This window comes from Marinobacter sp. (assembly GCF_965229985.1).
GTDB lineage: Bacteria > Pseudomonadota > Gammaproteobacteria > Pseudomonadales > Oleiphilaceae > Marinobacter.
This window is the reverse complement of record NZ_OZ245935.1, coordinates 236,315-262,379: the sequence shown is the minus strand read 5'-3', so window position 1 is coordinate 262,379 and position 26,065 is coordinate 236,315. Positions and strand designations below refer to the sequence as shown.

Sequence of the window (26,065 nt, the reverse complement as noted above, 5' to 3'; positions counted from 1 at the left end):
CGGTTACACCTTATTCGCCGCCATCGCTCCCGATGACAGAAGACGGTTGCCAACGATAGTACAGAACCTGGTACAGGGATTCGAACGCCTCTCTGGCCTCTTCCTCATCAACGGGCACCGGCTGGTAGGTATACAAGGAAGTCTCCTCAGATTCTTCAGCTGAGGTCTGCTGATCCCCCTCCACCGGTTGCGCTTCCTGGCTTTCGGGCGTTTCTTCGGCATTTGTCGAAGACGACGCCACCGGGTCGGCTGTTATGCGGGCGGCATCGGACGGATCGGCCGGAACGTCTGACTCCATCGGAACAAAGCGTGGATCCAGGGCGATGTACTCGCGAAGCTGGTCCAGCTCACCGGAAAAAGCCACACGCAGGGTAAGTTGTTCATCGCGCACCCTGTGGGCACCGACACTGACAACCGGTGTCAGCCCCTCCAGCACCTTATTGGCTCGGGCGTAGTCTTCCAGTGAGGTTACGCCGCGCAGAACAATATCCACTTGCGGGGAATCCCCCACTTCCGCAGCAGACACGGCGTATCGGCTGGCGTACAGCTCGGCCCAGCGATTAATCATCGCCTCTGCCAATGCTTCTGGAGTCTGTGCGGTCACTGACTCTTCGCCAGCATTCATGGCCATACCATCGAACACCCAACCGGCACGCCATTGCCCGCCAGCACGGCTGACCCGCACCACGGCTAGCACATCGTGATCCAGGTCCTCGGAGGCGGACTTCACCCGACCAATGAACTGCCCCCAGATATCCGACAACAATTCCCGGTCTGCGGCGAAATCCGCCGGCGGCAGTGCCACCGGCAAGCCCCGCTTCCTGGCAGCCTCATCGAACGCAGCCCGCCAGCTTGCAGAGCTTTCCTGCCCGGCGCCTGCGTCAGACCGGGTCACGAGTGTTCGCGAGCCACGGTCCTCGGCAGCAATCCAGGCCAACGTGAGCGGTCTGTTAGCACCCCACACCGGCGCGTTGATTGAGGCCAGCGCGCGGTTCACCCCGACCGCTCCGAAGGACATGCTCAGAACACTCTGGCCAGACTCATCCCGGGCAACCTGATAGGAAAGCAGAAGCGACTCGGCATCGGACAGCAGTGTTTGAACGCCTTCCATCGCAAGCACGTCGCGGGTACCAGAAACCCTCACCAACACCTGGCTCAGGCCATCCGCATAGCCCTGGGCCAGCTGACCCGGCGACGATCCTTCCACCGGTACTTTGGCCGAATAAAGACCGGAAACGGTCACTGCGGTTACCTGGGCGGAAAACCCGACCAGCAGAAAAGCAAACAGCGCAAAGAACCACGCCGGGGATACAGACCTCTGTGCCGGCTTTTGTCCTGATACTGACATGAAACACCCTGCAATTCGCATGAATGGCGCATAGGATACACCATGCCCCAGGGCGTGAGTAGCGGCCCCGGATTTCAGAAAAGCAATATACATTTGGAGCGCCACACCGCACCTGTTAAAATCCGCCGCCTGACCCACTGGCCAACGGTTAAGTACACCATGAGCGAACAGAAGCCCTCCCTGACCTACCGCGATGCTGGCGTCGATATCGATGCAGGCAATGAACTCGTCAGCCGAATCAAGGACACCGCAGCGCGCACCCGCCGCCCGGAGGTTCTTGGCGGCCTGGGCGGCTTCGGCGCCATGGTCTCGATTCCCGCCGGATACAACGAGCCGGTTCTGGTTTCCGGTACTGACGGAGTGGGCACCAAGCTCAGATTGGCCATGCAGCTGGACAAGCATGACAGCATCGGTATTGATCTGGTCGCCATGTGCGTGAACGACCTGGTGGTTGGTGGTGCTGAACCACTGTTCTTCCTTGATTATTATGCCACCGGCAAGCTCAACGTAGACGTTGCTACACAGGTTGTCGCCGGGATTGGCGAGGGTTGCGAACAGGCTGGTTGTGCACTGGTAGGCGGTGAAACCGCCGAAATGCCGGGCATGTACGAAGGCGACGACTACGACCTCGCTGGCTTCTGCGTGGGCGTTGCCGAGCGCAGCGAGATTATTGATGGCAGCCGTGTCCAGTCTGGAGACGTGTTGATCGCCCTGGGCTCCTCCGGCCCCCACTCCAACGGCTACTCCCTGATCCGGAAAATTCTGGAAGTCAGCAACGCCGACCTCGACCAGCCAATGGGCGACACCACCCTGGCCAATGCCCTGATGGCACCGACGCGAATCTATGTAAAAAACCTTCTGCAGCTGATTCGCGAAGTGGACGTTCGGGCACTTTCCCACATCACCGGTGGTGGCCTGCCGGAAAATATTCCCAGGGTGCTGCCGAACGGGACCATTGCAGCCATTGATACCGACAGCTGGTCGCTGCCCCCGGTATTCCAGTGGCTCAAGAACAACGGCGGCGTTGCCAGTGAAGAAATGTACCGAACGTTCAACTGCGGTATCGGCATGATTGTCTGCGTGCCAGCCAATCAGAAAGAACTGGCCCTGGATACCCTGAAAGCACTGGGTGAGCACGCCTGGCAGGTAGGCTTGATCGAACGTGCAGATAACGAAGAAGCAGATGCTTGCGTTCGCTACGCACCAGGGTTGCTGTCGGCATGAAGGCAGATCAGACCCCTTTGCCGAAAATCCTGGTGCTCGCCTCTGGCAGTGGCACCAACCTGCAGGCTCTGATTGATGCCAGCCGTGAGCGGGACTTCCCCGGACAGATCGTTGCTGTCGGCTGCAACCAGCCTGGCGCTTTTGCACTGGAACGTGCGGCCCAGGCCAATATCGAAACCTTTGTGGTAAACCACAAGAATTTCGAATCCCGGGACGAGTTTGACGCCTCCCTGATGACAGAAATCCTCCGCTACAATCCGGACGTGATTGTGCTGGCAGGATTCATGCGGATTCTGACCACGGATTTCGTTCGGGCGTTTCGAGGCAAAATGCTGAACATTCACCCTTCGCTGCTGCCAAAATACACCGGGCTGAACACTCACCGCCGGGCACTGGAGGCGGGCGATACGGTTCACGGCGTTTCTATCCACTTCGTTACCGAAGAGCTGGATGGCGGCCCCGTGATTGCTCAGGCAGAAGTTTCGATTGCTTCCGATGACACTCCCGAAAGCCTCGCAGAGAAGGTACAGGCCAAGGAACATATCCTCTACCCCATCGTTGTGCGCTGGTTTTGCGAAGGCCGGATTCAACTGGGCAGCGATTACGTGCTGTTCGACGGCGAACCTTTGACCGCCCCAATGCGCCTGCCGGACAACTGATACATCGCCTGAACGAATTGTCATCCCCGCATCCTGCCCGAGCAGCTACACTGTCGCCATTGATGACGGTAATGGTTCGGGTTTAACAAGATGCTTTCACGACAACTCAGCAGAATAGGCTGCGTGGCCTTGCTGACCTGCCTCGGCATTCTGGCCTGGCCGGTCACTCTGCACGCAGAGACCGAAGCGGGGCTGGTTCCTTTTGAGGCCAGCTACACCGCGGCCATGGAAAAAGGCCTATCCCTCAATGGTACTGCAAAGCGCACACTCACCTCCCAGGGCAACGACGTCTGGCTGTACCGCACGGATGTGGACTCCTTTATCGTCAGTATCGATGAATCCCTGGTTTTTCGCTGGGAAGACGATCAAGTCATACCCATGAGATACCGGTATCGCTTATCCGGATTTCTGGTCAGCGACCGCAAGAACTCCATCGACTTTGACTGGTCTGCAGGCATTGCGACCGGGGAATACAAAGGAAAGCCCTTTGAGCTGGAACTGGAGGAAGGCCTGCTGGATCCACTGGGTTATCAGCTTCAGCTGCACCAGGACATCAAGAACGGTAAGCGGGAGATGACCTATCGGGTGCTCGACGGAAACTCCATCGACACAGATCGCTTCGCGGTGATCAATGGCGAGAAAATGAGTACCGGCAGCCAACAAAGGAGCACCCTCAAGGCGGAGAAAGTTCGCGAGGACTCGAAGCGCCAGACCCTGATGTGGTTCTCACCGGAACAGAATTTCCTGCTCGTCCGGCTCAGACAGGTGGAGCCGGACGGCAGCACTTACGAACTTAAACTCAAGGAAGCGGAGTTCGAGCGCTAGAAATCGCGCCCGGCCTCCCGCCAGACGGCCTTGACCTCATCGGCGATGATCCGAAGGCCTTCCGCAACCCGGTCGTCGTCCTGGGAATAAGTCACGCGCAGGCATTCGTGCCGGTGCCTCCAGCCATCTTCCGGCAGCCCCGGGAAGAAATAGTGCCCGGAAACCACCAGAACACCCCGGCTTTTCAGCCGCTGATACAACTCAAGGCTGGTAATCGGCAGATCCGGAAACCAGAGCCACAGGAACATGGCGCCTTCGGGTTTATGGACATACCAGCGGCAACTGTCCTCCCCCATGGCCTCCCGGAAAGCAGACACCGCCCGCTCCATCTTCGCCTTGTAGAAGGGGCAAACCACATCCCGGCTCAGGGACAGAATCTCACCGGAGCGAACCAGAGGCTCCGCCAACATGGCACCGAAACTGCCCGTCGCCAGATTCATAATGGCGTTAATGCCTGACAACGCCTTGATCACCGGCTGGGCCGCAATCACGATACCGGTCCGCGCTGCCGGCAAACCAAGCTTCGAAAGGCTCAGGCAGAGGATGATCTGGTCGTTCCAGGTAGGCGTTGCATCGACGAACAGCAGGCTGGGAAACGGTGTGCCATAGGCGCCGTCGACGATCAGCGGTATGTCGTGTTGTCGGGCGAGCTCTTCAAGCCGCGCAAGCTCTTCGTCAGTAACGACGTTGCCAGTCGGATTGGTGGGGCGTGACACACAGATAGCGCCGGTCTCGCCGGTAACCTCCACGGCATCAAAATCCACCCGGTACTTGAATTCGTGGGCATCGGTGAACGAAATGTCCGGCTGCACCGCATGGAACAGGCCCGGTTCGATGCCGGCGTCGGCGTAGCCGATGTACTCGGGCGCCAGGGGCAAGAGGATGTGCTTGCGGTGACCCTCACCATAATCGCCGCCGAACATGTTGAACAGCATGAAGAAGGCCGCCTGGCTGCCATTGGTCAGGGCAATGTTCTCGGGTTTCAGGCCCCAGCCATATTCCCGGTTGAGCAGCTCGGCGAGCGAGGCGATAAACTGCTTTTCGCCCTGGGGCGGATCGTAGATGCCGACCAGGCGACGAACGTCACCCTCGTTACGGCTCATATCAGCCAGAATTTCCTGAACTCTCTGTTGGATCTCGGGAATGTGCCCCGGATTACCGCCACCCATCATGATCATGTCGTCGCCGGATGCCATGGCATTACCCAGGTCATCCATCAGAGACGTGATGCCGGCATCGGCGGTGAACTTGCGACCAAAAGCAGAGAGTTTCATGGGGTAAAATCCATCTGACCTAATCTGAAAATATCGGGTAATACCGGAAGTGTAGCTTGCTCGCTCGCCAACGTTTATTCGGTAAGCGAAATGCCAAGGTTACTGACACCCTCGTTGGCTGCATCCTCCCGGAGACGGGCCACGAACTGATCGGTCGGCGTGCGTTGGCGCTTCAGCTCCAGGATCAGGTCCCGCTGGAAGGTCTTGTCTTCTTTCATCAACGGGTGATGATCAAGCAGACGGACGAGTTCGTCTTCCTCCAGGTCTTCCCCTTCGGACAGCTCAATAAAGTTCATCACGGTTCCGGTCGCCATCTGTGACGCATCGGTAGCACGGTGTTTGGAGGGGTTCAGGCGGTTCAGCAGAGCCTGCTCCAGTAGCTGACAGAAGTCGAAGGCCGGGTAAACACCGTAGGCGTCGTAGGCGTCCACGTCCGGCGACAGGGTTTCCAGTTTGGCGAGCAACTGGGGAATGGCAGATTCGGCGACGTCTTTCTGAAGCATGCCCCAGGCCAGATCCAGAAGCTGGCGCATTTTGGCACCGGTCTTCAGGCCCATGGCATCGGCAAACAGGGCGTAGTTCGGGAATGAGCGCTCGGCCAGAGCCAGCAGGAAGGCGCATTCGCGCCAGCCCTGCAGCTGTGAAACGGCTTTCAGGAACTGGTTGGCGTTCATGTCCTGGGCAGGGTCACGCCGGTCTGGCCAAGATATTTGCCGCCCCGGTCTTTGTAGCTGGTTTCACAGATCTCGTCGGATTCGAAGAACAGCATCTGGGCGACGCCTTCGTTGGCGTAGATCTTCGCCGGCAGGTTGGTGGTGTTGGAAAATTCCAGGGTAACCTGGCCTTCCCATTCCGGCTCCAGCGGGGTGACGTTGACGATGATGCCGCAACGAGCGTAGGTGGACTTGCCCAGGCAAATGGTCAGTACGCTTCGCGGGATGCGGAAGTACTCAACCGTGCGGGCCAGTGCAAAGGAGTTCGGCGGGATGATGCAGACGTCGCCGGTGTAGTTGACGAAGCTGTTTTCGTCGAAGTTCTTCGGGTCCACGGTGGCGGAGTGGACGTTGGTGAAGATTTTGAATTCGTTGCTGCAGCGTACGTCGTAGCCGTAGCTGGAGGTGCCGTAGGAGATCACGCGGCCTTTTTCGGTTTCACGAACCTGTCCGCTTTCATACGGTTCGATCATGCCGTGTTGTTCGGACATCCGGCGAATCCACTTGTCGGATTTGATGCTCATTGGCGAAGTCTCGTATCCACTGGGAAAATTGGGGCGTAGTTTACCTGTTCCCTTGGGGTCTGTCGAAGACTGTAGAGTCTCTTCCCCTCGGGCTGCGGGTACGTGCTCGGACCTCAAGATTGGCGGGCTGCGCTCATAGGGGCAGCCTTCCAAAAACCGCTACGAGCACGTCCATGTGCGCTTGTCTCAGGCCATCCTTGGCCTTCGACATTTTTGGAAGGCTGCCCCTATGACCGCGAAGTTACCTTGGAATGGAACGCCACAAACTTTGAGAAGTAGTCAGTGCTCCGTAACCGAAACGCTTGAGATCGAACCGGAAAGGTTCCGCTCACGGGTCGACAGTTCAGCCCCTACCCTTCTAGCGATGTCGCGATACCGCCGCGCTACTTCAGAGTCCGGTTCTGCGATCACCGAGGGGGTGCCGCCGTCGGTCTGTTCGCGGATGGTCATGTGCAGGGGCAGCTGGCCAAGGAGTGTGGTGTCGTATTCTTCTGCGATGCGTTCGCCGCCGCCGTGGCCGAAGAGGGGTTCTTCGTGGCCGCAGTTGCTGCAGATGTGGACGCTCATGTTTTCAACCACGCCAAGCACCGGGATGTCGACTTTGCGGAACATTTCGATGCCTTTCTTGCCGTCCAGCAAAGCGATGTCCTGGGGTGTGGTGACGATGACGGCGCCGGTTACCGGGACTTTCTGGGCCAGGGTGAGCTGGATGTCGCCGGTGCCGGGGGGCATGTCCACGATGAGGTAGTCGAGTTCGTTCCAGAGGGTCTGCTGGAGCAATTGCATGACGGCACCGCTGACCATGGGGCCGCGCCAGACCATGGGAGTTTTCTCGGTGACGACGAAGGCCATGGAGTTGGCCTGGAGGCCGTGGGCGTCCATGGGGACGAAGTATTTGTTTTCACGGGTGTCCGGGCGTTTGCCTTCGGGTACGCCGAGCATCATGCCGATGCTGGGGCCGTAGATGTCGGCGTCGAGAATGCCGACTCGTGCGCCTTCGGCCTGGAGCGCCAGGGCCAGGTTGACGGCGGTGGTGGATTTACCGACGCCACCCTTGCCGGAGGCGACGGCAATGATGTTTTTTACGCCGGGCACCGAAGGAAGGTCCTTCTGGACTTTGTAGGAGTGGATTTTCTGGCCTACGTGGACGTCCACACTTTCTACCCCGTCGACGTCTTCCAGGGCGTTGCCCACCAGCTGATTCAGGGCGCCGGCGATGCCTTTCGAGGGGTATGGCAGCTCGACCATGAGGGTGACGTTTCCGCTCTCATCGGCATTCAGGGATTTAACGGCACCCAGTTCGTAGAGGTCCTTGTTCAGGTACGGGTCACGGTATTGGCGAACCGCTGTTTGCAGGGCCTGCTCAGAAATCTGTGTCATCGGGTTCTCCGGAATAAGCTCATGCTCGATTTTAAGCACGGAAACAGGTGATTCGGGTGAAAATTATCTGCTCGGAAGGTATCATCTGTGCCCGTTTCTGACCATATGGGGTCTTTACCTGGGGCAATCAATCAAGACAGCCACCAGTTCCCCGTTTTGTCTTTCCAACCCGTGTCAACATAAGGTTCGGACATCACCATGACGCAAGCGAGCAAGCAACAGCGCGATATTCTGGTTACCAGCGCCCTGCCGTACGCCAACGGCCCTATCCATCTCGGGCACCTGCTGGAATACATTCAGACCGATATCTGGGTGCGCTACCAGAAGATGCGGGGCCAGAACTGTTACTACGTTTGCGCCGACGATGCCCATGGCACCGCCATTATGCTCCGCGCTGAGCGGGAAGGTATTACGTCCGAGCAGCTGATCGACCGGATCCGTGAGGAGCACCAGGAAGATTTCGCCGGGTTCCACATCCGCTTTGACAACTATTACACCACGCATTCCGAGGAGAACCGTCAGTTTTCCGAGTACATCTACCGTCAACTTCAGGAAAACGGGCACATTGCCACGCGCAAGATCACCCAGTCCTACGACCCGGAAAAGAACATGTTCCTGGCGGACCGGTTCATCAAGGGCACCTGCCCCAAGTGCAAGACCGAGGACCAGTACGGTGATAACTGCGAGGCCTGTGGCGCCACCTACACGCCTGCCGAGCTGATCAACCCCCGTTCGGCGGTCTCCGGCGCCACGCCTATCGAGAAGGAATCCGAGCACTATTTCTTCAAGCTGCCGGATTTCCAGGACTTCCTCGCCAAGTGGACTCGCAGCGGCACGCTGCAGCCCCAGGTGGCCAACAAGCTGGCGGAATGGCTGGACGCAGGCCTCCAGGAATGGGACATCAGCCGTGATGCGCCCTACTTCGGTTTCGAAATTCCGGACGCGCCCGGCAAGTACTTCTACGTGTGGCTGGACGCGCCGATCGGCTACCTGGCCAGCTTCAAGAACCTCTGCAACCGCGAAGGCATCGATTTCGAGCACTTCTGGAAAGCGGATTCCGAGGCCGAGGTCTACCACTTCATCGGCAAGGACATCATCAACTTCCACGCGCTGTTCTGGCCGTCCATGCTTCACGATGCCGGCTTCCGCACGCCGACGGCGGTCTGGGCCCACGGCTTTGTCACCGTCAACGGCAAGAAGATGTCCAAGTCCCGCGGTACGTTTATCATGGCCCGCACCTACCTGGACCATCTGAACCCGGAATACCTGCGCTACTACTTCGCCGCCAAGCTGACTGGCAGCGTGGATGACATGGACCTGAACCTGGAAGACTTTGCGGCCCGGGTGAACTCGGATCTGGTGGGCAAGGTGGTCAACATTGCCAGCCGCAGTGCCGGTTTCATTACCAAGCGCTTCGACGGCCAGCTTGGCGAGGTTACCGAGCACGCCAAACTGAAGGAATTCATCGAGGCCGGCAAGGAAATCGAGGAATTCTACGAGACCCGCGAATTTGGCCGCGCGATGCGCCGGATCATGGAGCTGGCCGACATTGCCAACCAGTATGTCAATGATGAGCAGCCGTGGGTGATCGCCAAGCAGGAAGGCCAGGACGAGAATCTTCAGGCCATCTGCACCAACGCCATCAACATGTTCCATCTTCTGATGACCTATCTGGCACCGGTACTGCCGGAGACCGCCAAGGCTTCCGAGGCGTTCCTGAATGCGCCGCTGGACTGGAACCATCGTAGCGAGCGCCTGGAAAACCATGGCATCAACAAGTTTAAGCCGCTGATGAACCGTGTGGACATGGCCCAGATCGAGAAGATGCTGGATGCCTCCAAGGAAGAGTTGCCTGCAGCGACCGGCAAACCGGCACCTGCTGCCAATCTTGAGCCCATTGCGGATGAAATAGAATTTGGCGATTTCGCGAAAGTGGATCTTCGCGTCGTTAAAATTGTCAAAGCCGAGCACGTGGAAGGTGCCGACAAACTTCTTCGCCTTACCCTTGACGTAGGGCATGGCGAGCGCAACGTGTTTGCTGGTATCAAGTCAGCCTATAAGCCGGAAGATCTCGAGGGGCGCCTGACGGTCATGGTGGCCAATCTCAAACCGCGGAAAATGAAGTTCGGGATGTCCGAGGGCATGGTTCTGGCAGCAGGCCCCGGTGGCAAGGATATCTTTATCCTGTCCCCGGATTCCGGCGCCACCCCCGGCATGCGGATTATGTAAGGGCGGCCGGGCAACGCTGGCAGGGGTCCAATGGAGCAAGGTAAATGACCGAATATCTGCTGATTCTGGTCAGCACCATTCTGGTGAACAATTTTGTACTGGTTCAGTTCCTGGGCCTGTGCCCGTTCATGGGCGTATCCAGCAAGCTGGAAACGGCCATGGGTATGTCGCTGGCTACCACGTTCGTGCTGACCCTGGCATCGGTGTGCAGCTACCTTGCCTACACTTACCTGCTTGAACCGCTGGATCTGGCGTTTCTGAGAACCATCACGTTCATTCTGGTGATTGCCGTGGTGGTCCAGTTCACCGAGATGGTGGTTCGTAAGACAAGCCCGTTGCTTTATCGGGTGCTGGGTATTTTCCTTCCGCTGATCACCACGAACTGCGCGGTGCTCGGCGTTGCCCTTCTGAACATCAACAAGAACAACAACTTTGTTGAGTCGGTTCTGTACGGATTTGGCGCAGCAGCGGGCTTTTCCATGGTTCTGGTGCTGTTCGCGGCCATGCGTGAGCGCATCGCCGTGGCCGACGTGCCAGTTGCCTTTCGCGGTGCTGCCATCGGTCTGGTTACGGCCGGGCTGATGGCTCTGGCTTTCCTGGGCTTTGGCGGCCTGGTCAGCGTTTGACCGGCTGGCAGGATTAGGAGTAACAGGTTATGTGGACAAGCGTTCTTGTTGCCGTTGTGGTTCTTCTGGCCCTTGCCGTTGTTTTCGGCGGCCTGCTCGGATTTGCCGCCGAACGATTCAAGGTGGAAGGCAACCCCCTGGTCGACCAGATCGATGCCCTTCTGCCCCAGACCCAATGCGGCCAGTGCGGCTATCCCGGCTGTCGGCCCTATGCCGAATCCATTGCCGAAGGCGGCCCGATCAACAAGTGTCCGCCAGGTGGCGAGTCCACTATCAAGGCGCTGGCAGACCTGCTGGATGTGGAGCCGGAACCACTGGATGCCGAGCATGGCGTTGAGCAGGTCAAACGGGTTGCTATCATTCGCGAAGACGAGTGCATCGGTTGCACCAAGTGCATCCAGGCCTGCCCCGTGGATGCCATTCTGGGTGCCGCCAAACACATGCACACAGTCATTGAGAGCGAATGCACCGGCTGTGATCTGTGCGTTGATCCCTGCCCGGTAGACTGTATCGACATGGTGACAGTGGAACCGGATATTCGCACCTGGACCTGGACACCGCCCAAATCCGGACTCATTGCCACCGATCGCCAGGGAGCCAGTGCCTGATGACTCAACTCTGGAATTTCTCCGGCGGTATCCATCCTCCGGAACACAAAGACATCTCGACCGCGCGTCCGATTCGCGATGCCGGCATGCCTGCCCAGTTGGTTCTGCCACTTCAGCAGCACATCGGTGATCCGGCGGAAGCCATTGTTGAGGTCGGCGAGCGGGTCTTGAAGGGCCAGAAAATTGCCGACGTTAAAACCGGCATGGGCGTTCCCGTTCATGCACCGACATCCGGGGTGATCGAGAGCATCGCCGACTTCCCTGTGCCCCATCCCTCAGGTATGGCGGACCGGTGCATCACCCTGAAACCGGACGGTGAGGACCAATGGTGCCAGCGCAGCCCAGTGGCGGATTATCGTTCTCTGGAGCGCGACGAGGTTCTGCAAATTATCTGTGATGCCGGTATTTCCGGCATGGGTGGCGCCGGCTTTCCCACCAACATCAAACTCCGGCCACCGCGGGATCGCAAGGTAAGCACGCTCATCCTCAACGGTGCCGAATGCGAGCCCTACATCACCGCTGACGACATGACCATGCGGGAAAAGGCCGACGAGGTGGTTGCCGGCCTGAAAATCATGGCCTGGATTCTGCGCCCCGAACGTTGCGTGATCGGGATTGAGGACAATAAACCCGAGGCCATTGCCGCACTTCGAAAGGCCACCGAAGGCACACAGACCGAAATAGCCGTTGTGCCGACCAAGTACCCCTCAGGTGGCGAGAAACAGCTGATCCAGATACTGACCGGCATGGAAGTACCCAGCGGCGGCATTCCGGCCGATATCGGCGTGATGTGCCAGAACATCGGCACTGCCGTGGCCGTGGCACAGGCGGTCTTTGAGGGAACACCGCTTATCTCCCGTGTGGTTACCATCACCGGGGAAGCCGTCCGGGAACCGGGCAATTTCGAAGCCCTTATTGGCACGCCGATTGAGCATTTGCTGGAGCAGGCCGGTATCAACCAGGACGCGGTCAGCCGCCTGGTCCTTGGCGGCCCCATGATGGGCTACACGCTGACAACAGAAGCAGTCCCGGTAATCAAAACTACCAACTGCGTGATCGCCGCGACGGCCACTGAATTACCGGCACCACCGCCGGAGCAACCCTGCATTCGCTGTGGACAGTGCGCCGAAGCCTGCCCCATGGAGCTATTGCCGCAGCAACTGTTCTGGCACGCCAAGGCCACCGAATTTGAAAAGGCGGAGCACCTGAATCTGTTTGACTGCATCGAATGTGGCGCCTGTTCCTACGTATGCCCGAGTTCGATTCCGCTGGTCCAGTACTATCGATTTGCCAAGGGCGAAATCCGTGCACAACAAGCAGAGCAGCTGAAGGCAGACCGGGCCCGGGAACGGTTCGAGGCCCGCCAGGCCCGCCTTGAGCGTGAGCAGCAGGAGAAAGAGCTCAGGCGCAAGGAGCGCGCGAAGGCAGCTGCAGACGCGGCGGCCAAGAAGCAGGCTGAAGCGGAAAAAGCTGCAGACGAGGGCGAGGCCGTCGATGAGCGGGCCGCCAAGTCAGCCCTGGTTGAACAGGCCCTGGCCCGCAAGAAAGCAAAGGCCGAGGCATCTCAGCCACCTGCCGCCAGTGCGCCGCCGGCCCCCAGTGCCCCGCCTGCAGAGCAAAAACCGGATATTGAGGCCCTCGAAAAGCAGCTGAGCCAGGCTCAGTCAAAACTGGACAACATGCAGGGCATGCTGGATGACGCCAAAGCCCAGCAGGCAGACAACGTAGAAAAGCTGGAGCGGGCCGTGGCCAAGAACCACGACCGGGTACAACGGGCTGAAGAGGCGCTGTCTGAAGCCAGAGAGAAGCTGGCCGCCGGTTCAACTGAATCCCAGCCAACCCACTAACCGAGATCAGGCACCACATCCATGGCATTCGTTCAGCAGTCATCGCCCCACGCACACAGTGCCCGGCCAACGTCCCGCGTGATGTTGTGGGTACTTATTGCGGCCTTGCCTGGCCTGTTGGCCCAGACGCTGTTTTTTGGCTGGGGCAACCTGATCAATGTGGTCTTCTGTATCGCCGTTGCCATTGCCTCCGAAGCTGCCCTGCTCAAGCTCAGAAAGAAGCCAGTCGCATTCTTTATCAAAGACAACACCGCCGCCGTCACCGGCCTTCTGCTGGGCCTGTCACTGCCTCAGTTTGCGCCCTGGTGGGTCTCCGCCGTCGCGGTGATTTCAGCCATCGTTGTTGCCAAGCAGCTGTATGGCGGGCTGGGCTCAAATCCGTTCAACCCCGCCATGGTCGGCTACGCCCTGGTCCTGGTCTCATTTCCGGTGGCCATGACAACCAACTGGGCGGAACCTGCCATGCTCTGGGACGGTGCACCGGGCTTTGGTGAGACCCTGGCGACCATTGCCTCCGGCCAGCAAACAGCGGTCGATGGCTGGACCATGGCAACCCCGCTTGATGAATACAAACACAAGATCACCACCCATACCGCGGCCGAGGTTCTCACCCACCCGACCTTTGGTGAAGGTGTTGCCAAGGGCTGGGAATGGGTGAATGCGGCGTTCCTCGCCGGGGGTCTGCTGCTCATCGGCCTGCGCATTATCAGCTGGCATATTCCGGCTGGGTTTCTTGGCGGTCTGATCGTGATAAGCCTGGCTTTTGGCAACAACGCCGACCTCTACGCGCCGCTCTCCCTGCATCTGCTGGCGGGCGGAACCATGTTGGGCGCGTTCTTCATCGCCACCGATCCGGTTTCGGCCGCTACCAGCCACCAGGGAAAACTGATCTACGGAGCCGGGATTGGCATCCTGATCTACCTGATCCGCACCTGGGGCAATTATCCGGACGCCGTGGCGTTCAGCGTTTTGCTGATGAATTTTGCGGTACCCTTCATCGATCATTACACACCCCCGCGGACATATGGGCATCACAAGGCCCGCAGGGGTGTACCGGGGAGTCAGGGATAATCATGGCTGCAGTTGCACAGTCCATCCGTCGCAGCGCCATCGGCCTCGGCTTGTTTGCCGTGATCACCGGTGGCACCATCGCCGTAACCCAGGTGGCTACCGAAGAGCGCATTCGTGAGCAGGCGGCCCGTGCCGAGGCCCAGGCCCTCTATGAAATTATTCCGGAAAGCCGGCACAACAACGACTTGCTCCGGGACACCGTGCAGCTACCCGCCAGCGAGCGGCTCGCGCAACCCGGCCCTCTGACCGTCTGGGTGGCGAGACAGGACGAACGCCCCATTGGCATGATCATGCCAGTGGTGGCCCCGGACGGGTACTCCGGAAAAATACACCTGCTGGTGGGCGTGGACATGCAGGGAACCATTCTCGGCGTCCGGGTAACCAACCATAAAGAAACGCCGGGGCTGGGAGACCAGATCGAGACCCGGAAATCCGACTGGATCAAGAGCTTTGATGGCCGCTCTCTGGGCAAGCCCCCGCATCGGGAGTGGAACGTCAAAAAGAATGGCGGAGAATTCGATCAGTTCACTGGCGCCACCATCACGCCAAGGGCTGTGGTAAAAGCTGTTCAGAAGGCACTGATCTACTTCCGGGAAAATCGTCAGATTATCCGGGAGCGGCTTAATGAAGAGCCGTCACCAAGAGACAACATCCTGAACCCTGAAGCGATTGCCGGCGAATCGTCCAATACGGAGCATTCCTGATCATGGCAACCAAATCATCCAGCGAAATCGTCCGGGACGGGCTCTGGGACAACAACCCTGCCCTCGTCCAGGTGCTTGGGCTCTGCCCTCTTCTGGCCGTGACCAGTACCGTCGTTAACGCCATTGGGCTGGGCCTGGCCACACTCATGGTGCTCATGGGGTCCAATCTTGCGGTGTCGCTGATTCGCAATTTCGTGAGCGAGTCCGTTCGCCTGCCCGCGTTTGTGATGATCATCGCCTCGTTCGTGACCTGCGCCGAACTGCTGATGCAGGCCTTTACCTATGAACTGTACCTGATCCTTGGCATTTTCATCCCGTTGATCGTCACCAACTGTGCCATTCTGGGCCGTGCCGACGCCTTCGCCTCGAGGAATCCACCACTTCCGGCACTGTTGGACGGCGCCATGATGGGCCTCGGTTTTCTGGCGGTTCTGGTGGTTCTGGGCGGCCTGCGGGAACTTATCGGACAGGGCACTCTGTTTGTCGACATGCACCTGCTGCTCGGCCCCATTGCCGCCGACTGGGTGGTACGTCCGTTCGACAATTACCCGGACATGCTGTTCATGATTCTTCCACCAGGCGCGTTTGTGGGCCTCGGCCTGCTGATCGCCCTCAAGAACGGGATCGACAATCACCTGGAAGAACGCCGCAAAGCCAATGAACCAGCACCCGTGGCAGCGGGCAGCAAACGGGTCCGGGTTACCGGGAATGTTTCCTGAGTCCAGGTTACAGAAGACTGAGAGCCGATGAACAAACAGAAACGCATTGAGATATTCACCCGTCTCCGGGAGGCTAACCCCAACCCGACCACCGAGCTGAACTATTCCAGCCCGTTCGAGCTGCTGATCGCGGTTATCCTATCGGCCCAGGCCACGGATGTGGGCGTCAACAAGGCTACGGACAAGCTGTTCCCGGTGGCCAACACGCCAGAGGCCATCCTCGCCCTGGGGGTTGACGGCCTCAAGGAATACATCAAAACCATCGGCCTGTTTAACAGCAAGGCCGAGAACGTAATCAAAACCTGTCGAATCCTGATTGAAAAGCACGGTGGCCAGGTACCGGAACGCCGGGAAGATCTTGAGGCATTACCAGGTGTCGGTCGCAAAACCGCAAATGTGGTGCTGAATACCGCCTTCGGCCACATGGCAATGGCGGTGGACACCCATATCTATCGGGTGTCGAACCGAACCGGCATCGCCCCGGGCAAGAACGTTCTCGAGGTGGAGAACCGGTTGATGCGCCTGGTGCCGAAAGAGTTCCTGCTGGACGCGCACCACTGGCTGATTCTGCACGGACGTTATACCTGTACCGCCCGAAAGCCAAAATGCGGCGCCTGTATCATTGAAGACCTGTGCGAGTTCAAGCAGAAACGGGATTATCTGTGAATTCAGGTTGATAAAAAGCCGGCATTGCGCCGGCTTTTTACTTTCAGAAGCGAGGCCCGGGGTTACCGCTGGCCGAGCATTTTCTCCTTCAGGTCCTTCTGAGCCGGTTTATCTGACAGCCAGATTCCAAACAGGGCCTTTTTGAAGGCCAGATCGCCAACGGTGTCCTTGTGCTCACCATTCTTGAGGACCCGGACGCCTTCTCCCGGCAGATACACCAAGTCAAATACGTCACCCTCGGTGATCTCTTCCCGGAACACCGCCATGAACTGGTCCACATCCTCCTGGATAGACGCCATATCGCCGTCGGTGGAGGCTTCGAAACCCTCCAGTGTGGCCTCGGTCATGCGTTCGCTGGTAATCATGCCGGAAATGATATGCAGAGTAATTGCCTGGGGTTCATCCGCGTTGATCACTGCCTCACCATCGTCGATGGTCTCCGGGACATACAGGCCTCCGACATACAGATCCATGAACCACTTGGAGCGGGTACCTGCGCCATTAAGCTTAAGTTCGGTATCCATGGCTGAATAGGTATCCGGAACATCAACACCTTCCACGGTGATCGCAGCAGCCGGTGCCGACAGCAGCGCTGTCATAAGCACAGAGGCAAAGCCGGTTGTAAGAGCCTTCTTCATAGTCCTTTCCTTTTCGATCGTTATTATTGACGTGTTTCATTCGTGCACCGGGTTTCGACACCCTTATCCCCGCCCGGTCACGGCATTCTATCAATGAGGCTGGCGGCCAGTGCGCAACCTGGTTCTCATTTGCAGCGATCCTGAAACACAAAAAAACCGGCCAGGAATATCCTGGCCGGCTTTTCGATCGAAAGATCAGAAGGGCTTTACTTGAAGAGCAGGTTTCCGGACAAGCCTTCCTTCTCCAGAATTTCACGAAGGCGACGTAGCGCCTCAACCTGGATCTGCCGCACGCGTTCACGGGTAAGACCGATTTCCTGCCCCACTTCCTCAAGCGTACTGACCGGATAACCCCGAAGACCAAACCGCCGTGACAGAACTTCCTGCTGCTTGTCACTGAGCTGATCGATCCACTTTTCCAGGCAGGAACACATGTTGTTGTCCTGCAGGAGATCCGCCGGATCTGAAGCTCCCTCATCGGCTACGGTATCCAGCAGCGACTTTTCGCCACCGGTACCAATGGGCGTATCCATCGACGCCACACGCTCATTCAGACCAAGCATGCGCTTCACATCAGCTACCGGCTTGTCGACCATTCTAGCGATTTCTTCGGCCGACGGCTCATGATCCAGTTTCTGGGTCAGCTCCCGCGCCGCACGCAGGTAGAGGTTGAGTTCCTTAACCACATGAATCGGCAGACGGATGGTGCGGGTCTGGTTCATGATGGCCCGCTCAATGGTCTGGCGAATCCACCAAGTGGCGTAAGTGGAGAAGCGGAAGCCACGCTCCGGATCAAACTTCTCAACCGCCCGGATCAAACCTAGGTTGCCCTCCTCAATCAGGTCCAGCAGCGTCAGGCCCCGATTCACGTAGCGACGGGCAATCTTGACTACAAGACGAAGATTGCTCTCTATCATGCGCTTGCGGCCGGACTCCTCTCCCTTGCGCGCCAGGCGGGCAAAGTAGACCTCTTCTTCCGGCGTCAGGAGTGGTGAGAAACCGATTTCGTTGAGATACAGCTGAGTGGCATCCAGCTGTTTTTGACTGGTGAAATAACGTCCCTGGGTGGGAAAATCTTCTTCTGTCTCAGCCACCTCTTCGGTAGCCTCTTTTTCGACTTTTTCTTCTGCTAACAATTGATCCTCGGCATCGTCCATGTCCGATACACGATCAATGATGATGTCTTCTTGCTCTGCTGACATTTGTCTTGCCCCGCCTCTCAATAATCCTGGATGTTCGTCCGATACTTCTTGTTATTGCGGACGTCTTTGTATTCGTGCTTTTTCTTCAGGACATTTTGTTGGTCGGCCTGTAATGGCCTTATACCGTTTTTGTTTTTCTTGCGAACGCGGTTTTTTGTCAGTGCCGGCGTGTGGGATCTGCGCAGCCTGCTGACTGCGTTATTTATTAGCGCGGTGGCAGATAATGGACTGGGTCAACCGGATTGCCGTTTTTGCGAATCTCAAAATGCAACATGGGTCGTTCAGCGCCACTGCTACCGAGCTCTGCGATCACCTGCCCGGCTTTCACATCCTCCCCTTCCTGCACCAGAATCTTCCGGTTGTGAGCGTAAGCACTTAAATAGTGCTCATTATGATTCACGATAATCAGATTGCCGTATCCAAGCAACCCGTTACCGGCATAGACCACATTCCCTGTGGCCGCAGCCCTTACAGCATCCCCGGCTTGCCCGGCAATATCAATACCTTTATTGACTTTTCCGGATGTTGAATATCCAGCAATTACAGTGCCAACGTGAGGCCAGCGCCATTCGATTCGAGCCACGGTCTGGGTCTGGGAAGCCAGCGGCGCACCCTTACTAGGCGCCCTGGTTACCGCAGGTTTTGGTGCCGTGGCAGCTGTCTGCTTGGGCGGCGAAGCCCGGCTCGGCGTTCTGGTGACCGAGGAAGCCGGTTTGCTGGCAGTAGTAGTCTGACTGCCGGAGGTTACATTTCCACGAAGATCCAGGCGAAGCACCTGCCCTGCCTTGAGGTTCCAGGGTGGACCAATCCCGTTGGCATCACCCAGCTCCCGATAGTCCCGACCATACCGCCAGGCTATGCTGTAAAGGGTTTCGCCAGGCTGGACGACGTGCCGGCCCCAGTAGACCGGGGGATTGTATATATCATCCTGGTAGAGCGCGGGGGTATTGCAGCCAGACAAAAGCAGCAAGGCACTCAGGGGAAGGAGAATCAAAAGGCTGGTCGGCGTTTTTTCCGCAGGGCGAGAGGATTCAGAGGCACCGGAAAGGAACCGCGGGGACACCGGTAAAACGGCATTGACTAGCCCACGCAAAAATCTCACAGGAATAAAACTGACCCAGTTATGAAAAATCCATATAAACCATTTTGGTTGTCGAAGCAGTTTCTAAACTTTTTATAGTAACTTGCTAATATATTGCACATTTCTCGCAGGAAGCCAAGTTACTCCCCGGCCATCCTTGTTACCTCACGAAACACCCATTTTGTGCGTCAGGTAACACTCTGGCACCACAATCGCCCCGATTTACGTCGACGATGAGACATATCCGCGCCTGGAACCAATCCATTCCACAAGCAGAACCAGACCGAAACCAGCCAGTGCCATAAGCACTGCGAAAAGCACCTTGGGGTCCTGCCCTGCCTGTTCCGCGAAGGTCCAGGGCCAGATACTTGCCTCATTCAGGGGCACCTTTTCACCAGAGCTGTTTTCCCGCCAACTGAGTGTTTCTTTCCAGGGCCAGACCTTGTTGAGCGCACCGATCATGAAGCCGGTCAGCAAAGCGAGCACCAGATCATGGAAATGATGAAACGCCCAGGTGATCAGGCGGGCGATGGATAACAGGCCCACCACGCAACCTGCCATAAACAGCAACAGAATGCCCACCTCGAACGATTTGATCGCCGCCAGCACGGGCGCATACATGCCAATAATCACCAAGATGAAACTGCCCGAGATGCCGGGAAGAATCATGGCACAGATGGCGAGGGCGCCGGCGCCGAAAAATGCCAGAGCGGAAGGCGAGACCTCGCTGGCGGAAAGGGTGGTTACCCACCAGGCGATAGCAATCCCTACCAGCAGCGGAATCAGTAATGTGGGCGTATAACGCCGGACCTGACGCCCCACATGCCACACCGAGGCGACAATCAAGCCAAAGAAAAAGCTCCAGATCAGGATCGGATACGCCACCAGCAAGTAACTGATGGCTGAAGCCAGAGTGGCAATACTGGTCAGAATGCCCGCCAGCAGGCAGACCAGAAAGGTTCCATCGACGGCGTTCCAGAAAGCCCTGAACTGGCCCCGAAACAGCTGGCGAAAGACCGCTCCGGGAACAGCGTTGATCGCCTCCAGCAGCCGGAAATAGATACCGGTTATGAATGCGATGGTGCCTCCGGACACACCCGGAACGATATCAGCGGCTCCCATTGCAATGCCCCGCAGAAATACTGCCGCAGGATGATGGTTACGGGCGGTTTCGCTATCTGCGTCGGAGCTGAGTACTGCAGATTCAACCATAACTATCGGACAACCCCGCCCAGGAGCGGGACAAACCGGACCGGTTCCAGCTCCTTGTGATCGAAACGATCGCCCCTGCGGGTAACCTCCACCAATACCTGATTCTCTTCTCCCACTGGCGCAATCAGAATGCCACCGTCGGCCAGCTGAGCGAGCAATTCGCCGGGAACTTCAATTGGCGCAGCGGTCACGATAATGCCGTCGAAAGGGCCGCGCTCGGGCCAGCCCATGCCACCGTCAGCGTGTTTCAGGAACACGTTTCTGGCGTTCAACTGGCGCAATCGGTCCCGGGCCCGGTCCTGCAGCGCTTTGATACGCTCAACGCTGTAGATTTCGGAAAAGAGACGGGAGAGCACCGCGGTCTGGTAGCCTGATCCGGTTCCCAGCTCCAACACCCGTGCCGGCCCATGGGCCAGCATCAATTCCGTCATCCGCGCCACAATGTAGGGCTGGGACAGGGTCTGACCATAGCCGATCGGCAGGGATGTATCTTCATAAGCGCGATGGGACAGGGCCTCATCCAGGAAGATGTGCCGTGGCACCTCCCCCATAATCTCAAGTACCCGGTCCGATTCGATGCCGGCTTCCCTGAGGCGCTGGACCAGTCGCATCCGGGTGCGTCGGGAGGTCATCCCGATGCCTTCGAGCTGAGCGGTCATCCCCGGCCCTCCAGCGAATCCTCCAGGGTGTCGACCCAGTCCCGGAGCCGGGACAGCGCCTCATGCCGGGTCATGTCGATATGTACCGGAGTCACCGAGACATAGCCTTCGCGGACGGCGTTGAAATCCGTACCCGGACCTGCATCACCGCCCACACCGGCGGCCCCGATCCAGTAACGCTCCTTACCGCGGGGACAGGTCATCGGAACCGCGCCTTCAGCCCGCTCCCGGTGGCCCAGGCGGGTCACCCGGATTCCAGCCAGCTCCTCCCAGGGTACGTCCGGGACATTCACATTAAGAATGGAGCGCGGCCCAAGCGCCAGGGGGCGCTCGTTTTCGAGGAGCATCCGGATCACCCGGGCAGCTGTTTCGTAGTGAAAGTGGCCATCGTTAACCAGGGAAACGGCAATGGCCGGAAGGCCAAGGTGACGCCCTTCGGTGGCTGCGGCAACGGTACCTGAATAGATAATGTCATCGCCCAGGTTGGCATGGGTGTTTATCCCGGAAACCACCCTGTCGAATGGCTCTTTGAACAGCCCGTTGACCGCCAGATGAACACAGTCTGTGGGCGTTCCATCCACGGAACGGAACCCGTTTGGATGCTCTTCCACGGTGAGGGGGCGATTGAGGGTCAGGGCGTTACTGGCACCGCTGTGATCCCGATCGGGGGCCACGACCTCCAGCTCACCCAGGCCCTTCAATCCCTCGAACAGGGCGATAAGCCCCGGCGAATGAACGCCGTCATCGTTCGACAACAGAATACGCACAGTGTTCTCCGTTAGCCTTGTTGTTCGTTATGTCGGCTGAGGCCCATGTCCTCAAGCTCGAAAATATCACTCAAAATCGTTGTGGCGTACTGGCCGGGTGACAGAACAAACGTCAGTTCCAGGCTGTCCTCAGCCAGCCACTGCCAGGAGAGCCTACCTGGCTTTACCGCCAGGGGCCGTCGCTCCGGTTTCATCCGGGTGACCGAGAACAGGCTTGCCAGACCCGGGGTTTGCGCAACAATGTCCCGTTCAAGAGTTTCCAGCGCCCCGGAAGCAGTCGTGCCGCCGTCACCCCAAAGGGGCCCTGTCGCCCCTGCCTCAGCCCAGCTACCATCTTCTACCCGAGCTGCGAGCACCTCGTTAAACAGCCAAGAGCGCGCCGCCGAAAAATACAATACGTTTTTCGAGCCGTCGCTGCCAGCACGCTTTTTGCCGCCGCGGCCTTTTCCGCCAGATCGGCTCCGACGGTTCAGGGTGGCGGGATCCAGGTGCACCGCCCGGTCAAGGTTTGCGCCGCCGTTGCCGAACCGCTGGGGACCAAAGTAATTGGGAGCGCCAATATCTGCCAGACGCACCAGGGCACGATCAATGACCTCGTGCTCCCCGGTAACGGCCCGAAGGGTGACAACAAAGCCATTACCCCTGTGTTCCCCTCGCCGTAATTTCCGCGCCTGTCGGGAGGCCGCCAGAACGGGCCAGCGAGCGGCAATTTCCTTAATCAACGAAGCGTCTTCAGCTTCACAACCTGGTCGATAAAGACTGAACCATTGGCGTGTTACCGCATGCCGGTCCTTGAGACCGCAGAAGCCGACATCAAAGCTCCGACAATCCGCCATTCTGGCCAGTTCGCGAGCGACATACTCCGTGTTATCGCCCACTTTCTCCAGTTTCAGGCAGAGATGTTCTCCACTGCCCGGAGTTGCGTCTGCGTCAACATCAGAGCCGCTTTCCAGAAATTCCAGTAACTCGTCGACAATGAAATCGCCGGGCGTTGTCTTTAAACGACCAGAAGCAATACGGCCACCGCCAGATGTGGGCCAGTCAAGACGCCACTGACTCACGAATCCACCGGTTCAAGCAGGCAGATGGCCTGGCAGGCGATGCCTTCACCCCGCCCCGTGAAACCGAGGTTTTCCGTGGTGGTCGCTTTCACGCTCACGCGACTGGCGGGCACGCCCAGATCTTCAGCTATGTTCAGCCGGATGGCATCAATATGAGGTGCCATTTTGGGTGCTTGAGCGATGATGGTGGTATCCACGTTCACCACACCAAACCCTTCATCCCGGACCCGGGTCATTACCCGGCGCAAAAGATCGCGGCTGTCGGCCCCTGCCCACTCATCACTGGTGTCCGGGAAAAAATGTCCGATGTCGCCAAGTGCTGCGGCGCCCAGCAGCGCATCTGCCAGCGCATGCAGCAGGACATCACCATCGGAATGGGCCTTAAGCCCATGGGAATGGGGAATGCTTACGCCTCCAATAATCACAGAATCGCCTTCACAGAAGGCATGGACATCAAAGCCCTGACCAATACGCATAATGTGCTCCGGAAAACTCCGAACGTTCAGAACCGGCTAAGAATAAAGCCTGCGAGTGCCAGATCCGCGGGTACGGTGATCTTGATATTGTCCGGCCGCCCCTCGACCAGAACCGGCATGTTACCGGAAAACTCCACGGCAGAGGACTCATCAGTCACCGGAAGTTCCCTGGCAAGGGCCGCTTCCAGGGACTCCACCAGAATACGATAGCGAAACATCTGGGGCGTTAACGCCCGCCACAAACTTGTGCGATCCACCGTCCCGGAAACCTCGGGCAGCTCGCCGGTGCCGGCGCTCTTGAGGGTGTCGGCCACTGGCGAAGCCAGGAGCCCCCCAACAGGGTGGTTGTAGAGTTGGTCAATAAGATTGCACAGATCCCGGGTATGAAGACATGGCCGTGCCGCATCGTGAACCAGAACCCAGTCATCATCACTGACCTGTTCCGCCATGGCATGCAGTGCCGACAACACCGAACCCGCCCTTTCGGAACCACCGGTGCAGGTCTGGATTCGACTATCTCCGCTGGCCTCGGTATCAGGCCACCAATGATCGGCCGGATGCAATGGCACCATGCAGCCGGAAAAAGGCGCGGAATCCAGCAGTCGGGAAAGGGTGATGTCGAGAATGAAACGTTGGTCGATACGAAGGTACTGTTTCGGTTGCTCAGCCTGCATACGCTGGCCGATGCCGGCGGCAGGAACAATCAGCCAAAGTCTCGGAGCAGGCATAGACAATCAGTTTTCAACAACCAGGAAAAAGGTCTCGTCTTCTCTTATCAGGCCGAGGTTCATTCTGGCCCGCTCTTCAACGGCGCCCTGCTCGTTACGCAGATTCCTGACTTCGGCATAAAGACGTTCATTGCGGGTGGCCAGCTCGGCATTTTCTTCACGTTGCTCGGCGATGGACTGCTCGAGTGCCCATACCTGCGCAAAGCTGCCCTCCCCGACCCACAGGCGCACCTGCAGCAGGAGAATCACAATTACCATTATGGTCCAGAGCAACTTCATTGCCGATTCCGTTCAAAATTCAATCAATCAAAATACCAACGCCGGACGTTGAGTATAGACCTTAGAGTAGATTAGCAACAAATTCTTCTAACTGCCTGTACAAAAAGGCCATCGCGTCCAGATTCTCACCCGAAACACGATGGCCTTAACAGTTTTTCGCCGATTGCCGGCCTGACACTCTGCCAGAACCGGTCAGATCAGTCGATCAGCCCTGCCCTTTGATCTCGCTCAGGCCGCGGTAAGGCGCCTTGCCTTCCAGGGCCTCTTCAATACGCAGCAGCTGGTTGTACTTGGCAACACGATCGGAGCGGCACAGGGAACCGGTCTTGATCTGGCCGGCACAGGTGGCCACAGCCAGATCGGCAATGGTGGTGTCCTCGGTTTCACCGGAGCGATGGGAAATCACAGCGGTGAAGCCGGCATCCTGTGCCATCTTGATGGCATCGAGGGTTTCGCTCAGGCTGCCAATCTGGTTGAACTTGATCAGGATAGAGTTACCCACACCCTTATCGATACCCTGCTTGAGGATCTTGGTGTTGGTAACGAACAGATCGTCGCCCACCAGCTGAACCTTGCTTCCGAGCTTGTCGGTCAGCACTTTCCAGCCATCCCAGTCGCTCTCATCCATACCGTCTTCGATGGAGACAATCGGGTAACGCTCGCACAAACCCGCCAGGTAGTCGGCAAAGCCTTCGGAATCGAAGCTCTTGCCTTCACCGGACAGCTGGTACTGGCCATCTTTGTAGAATTCGGAGGACGCACAGTCCAGGGCCAGCGTCACATCGGTACCCAGCTTGTAACCGGCCTTCTCGACCGCTTCCTGAATCACCGCCAGCGCGGCTTCGTTGGAGGGCAGGTTGGGAGCAAAACCACCCTCATCACCAACCGCTGTGTTCAGGCCCTGGGCCTTCAGCACTTTTTTCAGGCTGTGAAAAATCTCCGCGCCGACACGCAGGGCTTCAGAGAAGCTCTTGGCGGAAACCGGCTGAACCATGAACTCCTGGATATCAACGTTGTTATCCGCGTGCTCGCCACCGTTCAGGATGTTCATCATCGGCACCGGCATGGAAAACTTGCCGGAGGTGCCATTGATGTCGGCAATGTGCGCATACAACGGCTTGCCCAGGGAGATTGCCGCTGCCTTGGCCGCAGCAAGGGAAACCGCCAGAATTGCATTGGCGCCCAGGTTCGCCTTGTTCTCGGTACCATCGAGATCCAGCATGATCTGGTCCAGAGTGCGCTGATCCGCTGCATCTTTGCCTACCAGTGCATCACGAATCTTGCTGTTCACGGCTTCAACTGCCTTCAGAACACCTTTGCCAAGGTAACGGGAAGCGTCACCGTCACGCAGCTCAAGAGCCTCGCGTGAACCGGTAGACGCTCCAGAGGGAGCGCATGCGCTTCCAATAGTTCCGTCTTCAAGGATAACGTCTGCTTCGACAGTAGGGTTACCGCGGGAATCCAGCACCTCACGGCCTTTGATGTTGGCAATCTTGGTCATTCTTCTCTGTCTCCAAGTTCATGTTCAAATTCGGGAGCCAGAGC

General features: G+C 58.0%; 27 protein-coding genes. 11 read left to right on the top strand and 16 right to left on the bottom strand.

The window, feature by feature from the left end; genetic code table 11:
- Positions 1–10 precede the first annotated feature (10 nt).
- Positions 11–1,441 carry a DUF2066 domain-containing protein gene (locus tag ACO06L_RS01165; protein ID WP_421845179.1) on the bottom strand — a complete coding sequence of 477 codons (1,431 nt, stop codon included), beginning with the start codon at positions 1,439–1,441 and terminating at the stop codon, positions 11–13.
- Between the two features lie 66 nt (positions 1,442–1,507).
- Here ACO06L_RS01165 and purM point away from each other — a divergent pair, with 66 nt between their 5' ends.
- From purM to ACO06L_RS01150, 3 genes are all read left to right on the top strand, one after another.
- On the top strand, positions 1,508–2,572 hold the full coding sequence (purM, locus tag ACO06L_RS01160) for a phosphoribosylformylglycinamidine cyclo-ligase (RefSeq protein WP_202348432.1): 1,065 nt from the start codon (positions 1,508–1,510) through the stop codon (positions 2,570–2,572).
- Positions 2,569–3,231, top strand: a complete 663-nt coding sequence (gene purN, locus ACO06L_RS01155; RefSeq protein WP_202348433.1) for a phosphoribosylglycinamide formyltransferase — start codon at positions 2,569–2,571, stop codon at positions 3,229–3,231. The genes purM and purN overlap by 4 nt, the downstream gene beginning before the upstream one ends.
- 90 nt (positions 3,232–3,321) lie before the next feature.
- Complete coding sequence (locus ACO06L_RS01150; protein WP_202348434.1) at positions 3,322–4,056, top strand: DUF3108 domain-containing protein; 735 nt, start codon at positions 3,322–3,324, stop codon at positions 4,054–4,056.
- On the opposite strand, the gene ACO06L_RS01145 is transcribed toward ACO06L_RS01150, so the two are convergent.
- The 4 genes from ACO06L_RS01145 to apbC form a co-directional block, all read right to left on the bottom strand.
- Complete coding sequence (locus ACO06L_RS01145; protein WP_202348435.1) at positions 4,053–5,330, bottom strand: valine--pyruvate transaminase; 1,278 nt, start codon at positions 5,328–5,330, stop codon at positions 4,053–4,055. The two genes, ACO06L_RS01150 and ACO06L_RS01145, sit on opposite strands and share 4 nt — an antisense overlap.
- 74 nt (positions 5,331–5,404) lie before the next feature.
- A complete protein-coding gene (locus tag ACO06L_RS01140; protein ID WP_104320776.1) occupies positions 5,405–6,004 on the bottom strand; it encodes a YjaG family protein in 600 nt (199 codons plus the stop codon).
- Positions 6,001–6,567, bottom strand: a complete 567-nt coding sequence (gene dcd / locus ACO06L_RS01135) for a dCTP deaminase (protein ID WP_064230566.1) — start codon at positions 6,565–6,567, stop codon at positions 6,001–6,003. Before dcd ends, ACO06L_RS01140 begins: the two co-directional genes overlap by 4 nt.
- A 279-nt stretch (positions 6,568–6,846) precedes the next feature.
- Complete coding sequence (apbC, locus tag ACO06L_RS01130) at positions 6,847–7,947, bottom strand: iron-sulfur cluster carrier protein ApbC (protein ID WP_064230565.1); 1,101 nt, start codon at positions 7,945–7,947, stop codon at positions 6,847–6,849.
- A 198-nt stretch (positions 7,948–8,145) separates the two neighbouring features.
- Between apbC and metG the strand changes: the two genes are divergently transcribed.
- The 8 genes from metG to nth are packed head-to-tail and all read left to right on the top strand — an operon-like array spanning position 8,146 to position 16,417.
- Positions 8,146–10,176 (top strand): methionine--tRNA ligase, encoded by a 2,031-nt coding sequence (gene metG / locus ACO06L_RS01125; RefSeq protein ID WP_202348436.1) that lies wholly within the window; start codon positions 8,146–8,148, stop codon positions 10,174–10,176.
- 44 nt (positions 10,177–10,220) lie between these two features.
- Positions 10,221–10,802: an electron transport complex subunit RsxA gene (gene rsxA / locus ACO06L_RS01120; protein WP_064230563.1), complete on the top strand. Its 582-nt coding sequence runs from the start codon at positions 10,221–10,223 to the stop codon at positions 10,800–10,802.
- A 29-nt stretch (positions 10,803–10,831) separates the two neighbouring features.
- Positions 10,832–11,410, top strand: a complete 579-nt coding sequence (rsxB, locus tag ACO06L_RS01115; RefSeq protein ID WP_104320779.1) for an electron transport complex subunit RsxB — start codon at positions 10,832–10,834, stop codon at positions 11,408–11,410.
- Positions 11,410–13,257 (top strand): electron transport complex subunit RsxC, encoded by a 1,848-nt coding sequence (gene rsxC / locus ACO06L_RS01110; protein WP_202348437.1) that lies wholly within the window; start codon positions 11,410–11,412, stop codon positions 13,255–13,257. Before rsxB ends, rsxC begins: the two co-directional genes overlap by 1 nt.
- 21 nt (positions 13,258–13,278) lie before the next feature.
- Positions 13,279–14,328, top strand: coding sequence for an electron transport complex subunit RsxD (rsxD, locus tag ACO06L_RS01105; protein ID WP_202348438.1), 1,050 nt, complete (start codon positions 13,279–13,281; stop codon positions 14,326–14,328).
- A gap of 2 nt (positions 14,329–14,330) precedes the next feature.
- On the top strand, positions 14,331–15,032 hold the full coding sequence (rsxG, locus tag ACO06L_RS01100; RefSeq protein WP_202348439.1) for an electron transport complex subunit RsxG: 702 nt from the start codon (positions 14,331–14,333) through the stop codon (positions 15,030–15,032).
- 2 nt (positions 15,033–15,034) lie between these two features.
- Positions 15,035–15,751: an electron transport complex subunit E gene (locus ACO06L_RS01095; RefSeq protein WP_202348440.1), complete on the top strand. Its 717-nt coding sequence runs from the start codon at positions 15,035–15,037 to the stop codon at positions 15,749–15,751.
- A 27-nt stretch (positions 15,752–15,778) separates the two neighbouring features.
- Positions 15,779–16,417, top strand: a complete 639-nt coding sequence (gene nth, locus ACO06L_RS01090) for an endonuclease III (protein ID WP_008172868.1) — start codon at positions 15,779–15,781, stop codon at positions 16,415–16,417.
- A 62-nt stretch (positions 16,418–16,479) separates the two neighbouring features.
- Here the strand turns inward: nth and ACO06L_RS01085 are convergent, their stop codons facing one another.
- The 11 genes from ACO06L_RS01085 to eno form a co-directional block, all read right to left on the bottom strand.
- Positions 16,480–17,055 carry a chalcone isomerase family protein gene (locus ACO06L_RS01085; protein ID WP_064230556.1) on the bottom strand — a complete coding sequence of 192 codons (576 nt, stop codon included), beginning with the start codon at positions 17,053–17,055 and terminating at the stop codon, positions 16,480–16,482.
- Positions 17,056–17,261: 206 nt separating this feature from the next.
- Entirely contained in the window at positions 17,262–18,257 is a 996-nt protein-coding gene (gene rpoS, locus ACO06L_RS01080; protein WP_202348441.1) for an RNA polymerase sigma factor RpoS, read from the bottom strand.
- 205 nt (positions 18,258–18,462) lie between these two features.
- Positions 18,463–19,251 (bottom strand): peptidoglycan DD-metalloendopeptidase family protein, encoded by a 789-nt coding sequence (locus ACO06L_RS01075; protein WP_227716137.1) that lies wholly within the window; start codon positions 19,249–19,251, stop codon positions 18,463–18,465.
- A 309-nt stretch (positions 19,252–19,560) separates the two neighbouring features.
- The gene (locus tag ACO06L_RS01070) at positions 19,561–20,550 is read right to left on the bottom strand and encodes a DUF368 domain-containing protein (RefSeq protein ID WP_202348443.1); all 990 of its coding nucleotides are present in this window, start codon (positions 20,548–20,550) and stop codon (positions 19,561–19,563) included.
- A gap of 2 nt (positions 20,551–20,552) precedes the next feature.
- The gene (locus tag ACO06L_RS01065; RefSeq protein ID WP_064230553.1) at positions 20,553–21,209 is read right to left on the bottom strand and encodes a protein-L-isoaspartate(D-aspartate) O-methyltransferase; all 657 of its coding nucleotides are present in this window, start codon (positions 21,207–21,209) and stop codon (positions 20,553–20,555) included.
- Positions 21,206–21,976 carry a 5'/3'-nucleotidase SurE gene (gene surE, locus ACO06L_RS01060; RefSeq protein WP_064230552.1) on the bottom strand — a complete coding sequence of 257 codons (771 nt, stop codon included), beginning with the start codon at positions 21,974–21,976 and terminating at the stop codon, positions 21,206–21,208. Before surE ends, ACO06L_RS01065 begins: the two co-directional genes overlap by 4 nt.
- A gap of 11 nt (positions 21,977–21,987) precedes the next feature.
- A complete protein-coding gene (truD, locus tag ACO06L_RS01055) occupies positions 21,988–23,037 on the bottom strand; it encodes a tRNA pseudouridine(13) synthase TruD (protein WP_202348444.1) in 1,050 nt (349 codons plus the stop codon).
- A complete protein-coding gene (ispF, locus tag ACO06L_RS01050) occupies positions 23,034–23,513 on the bottom strand; it encodes a 2-C-methyl-D-erythritol 2,4-cyclodiphosphate synthase (protein ID WP_202348445.1) in 480 nt (159 codons plus the stop codon). Before ispF ends, truD begins: the two co-directional genes overlap by 4 nt.
- Before the next feature lie 26 nt (positions 23,514–23,539).
- Complete coding sequence (ispD, locus tag ACO06L_RS01045; protein WP_202348446.1) at positions 23,540–24,241, bottom strand: 2-C-methyl-D-erythritol 4-phosphate cytidylyltransferase; 702 nt, start codon at positions 24,239–24,241, stop codon at positions 23,540–23,542.
- A 6-nt stretch (positions 24,242–24,247) separates the two neighbouring features.
- Positions 24,248–24,520, bottom strand: a complete 273-nt coding sequence (locus ACO06L_RS01040; RefSeq protein WP_202348447.1) for a septum formation initiator family protein — start codon at positions 24,518–24,520, stop codon at positions 24,248–24,250.
- Positions 24,521–24,725: 205 nt separating this feature from the next.
- The gene (gene eno, locus ACO06L_RS01035; RefSeq protein ID WP_202348448.1) at positions 24,726–26,021 is read right to left on the bottom strand and encodes a phosphopyruvate hydratase; all 1,296 of its coding nucleotides are present in this window, start codon (positions 26,019–26,021) and stop codon (positions 24,726–24,728) included.
- Positions 26,022–26,065 lie beyond the last annotated feature (44 nt).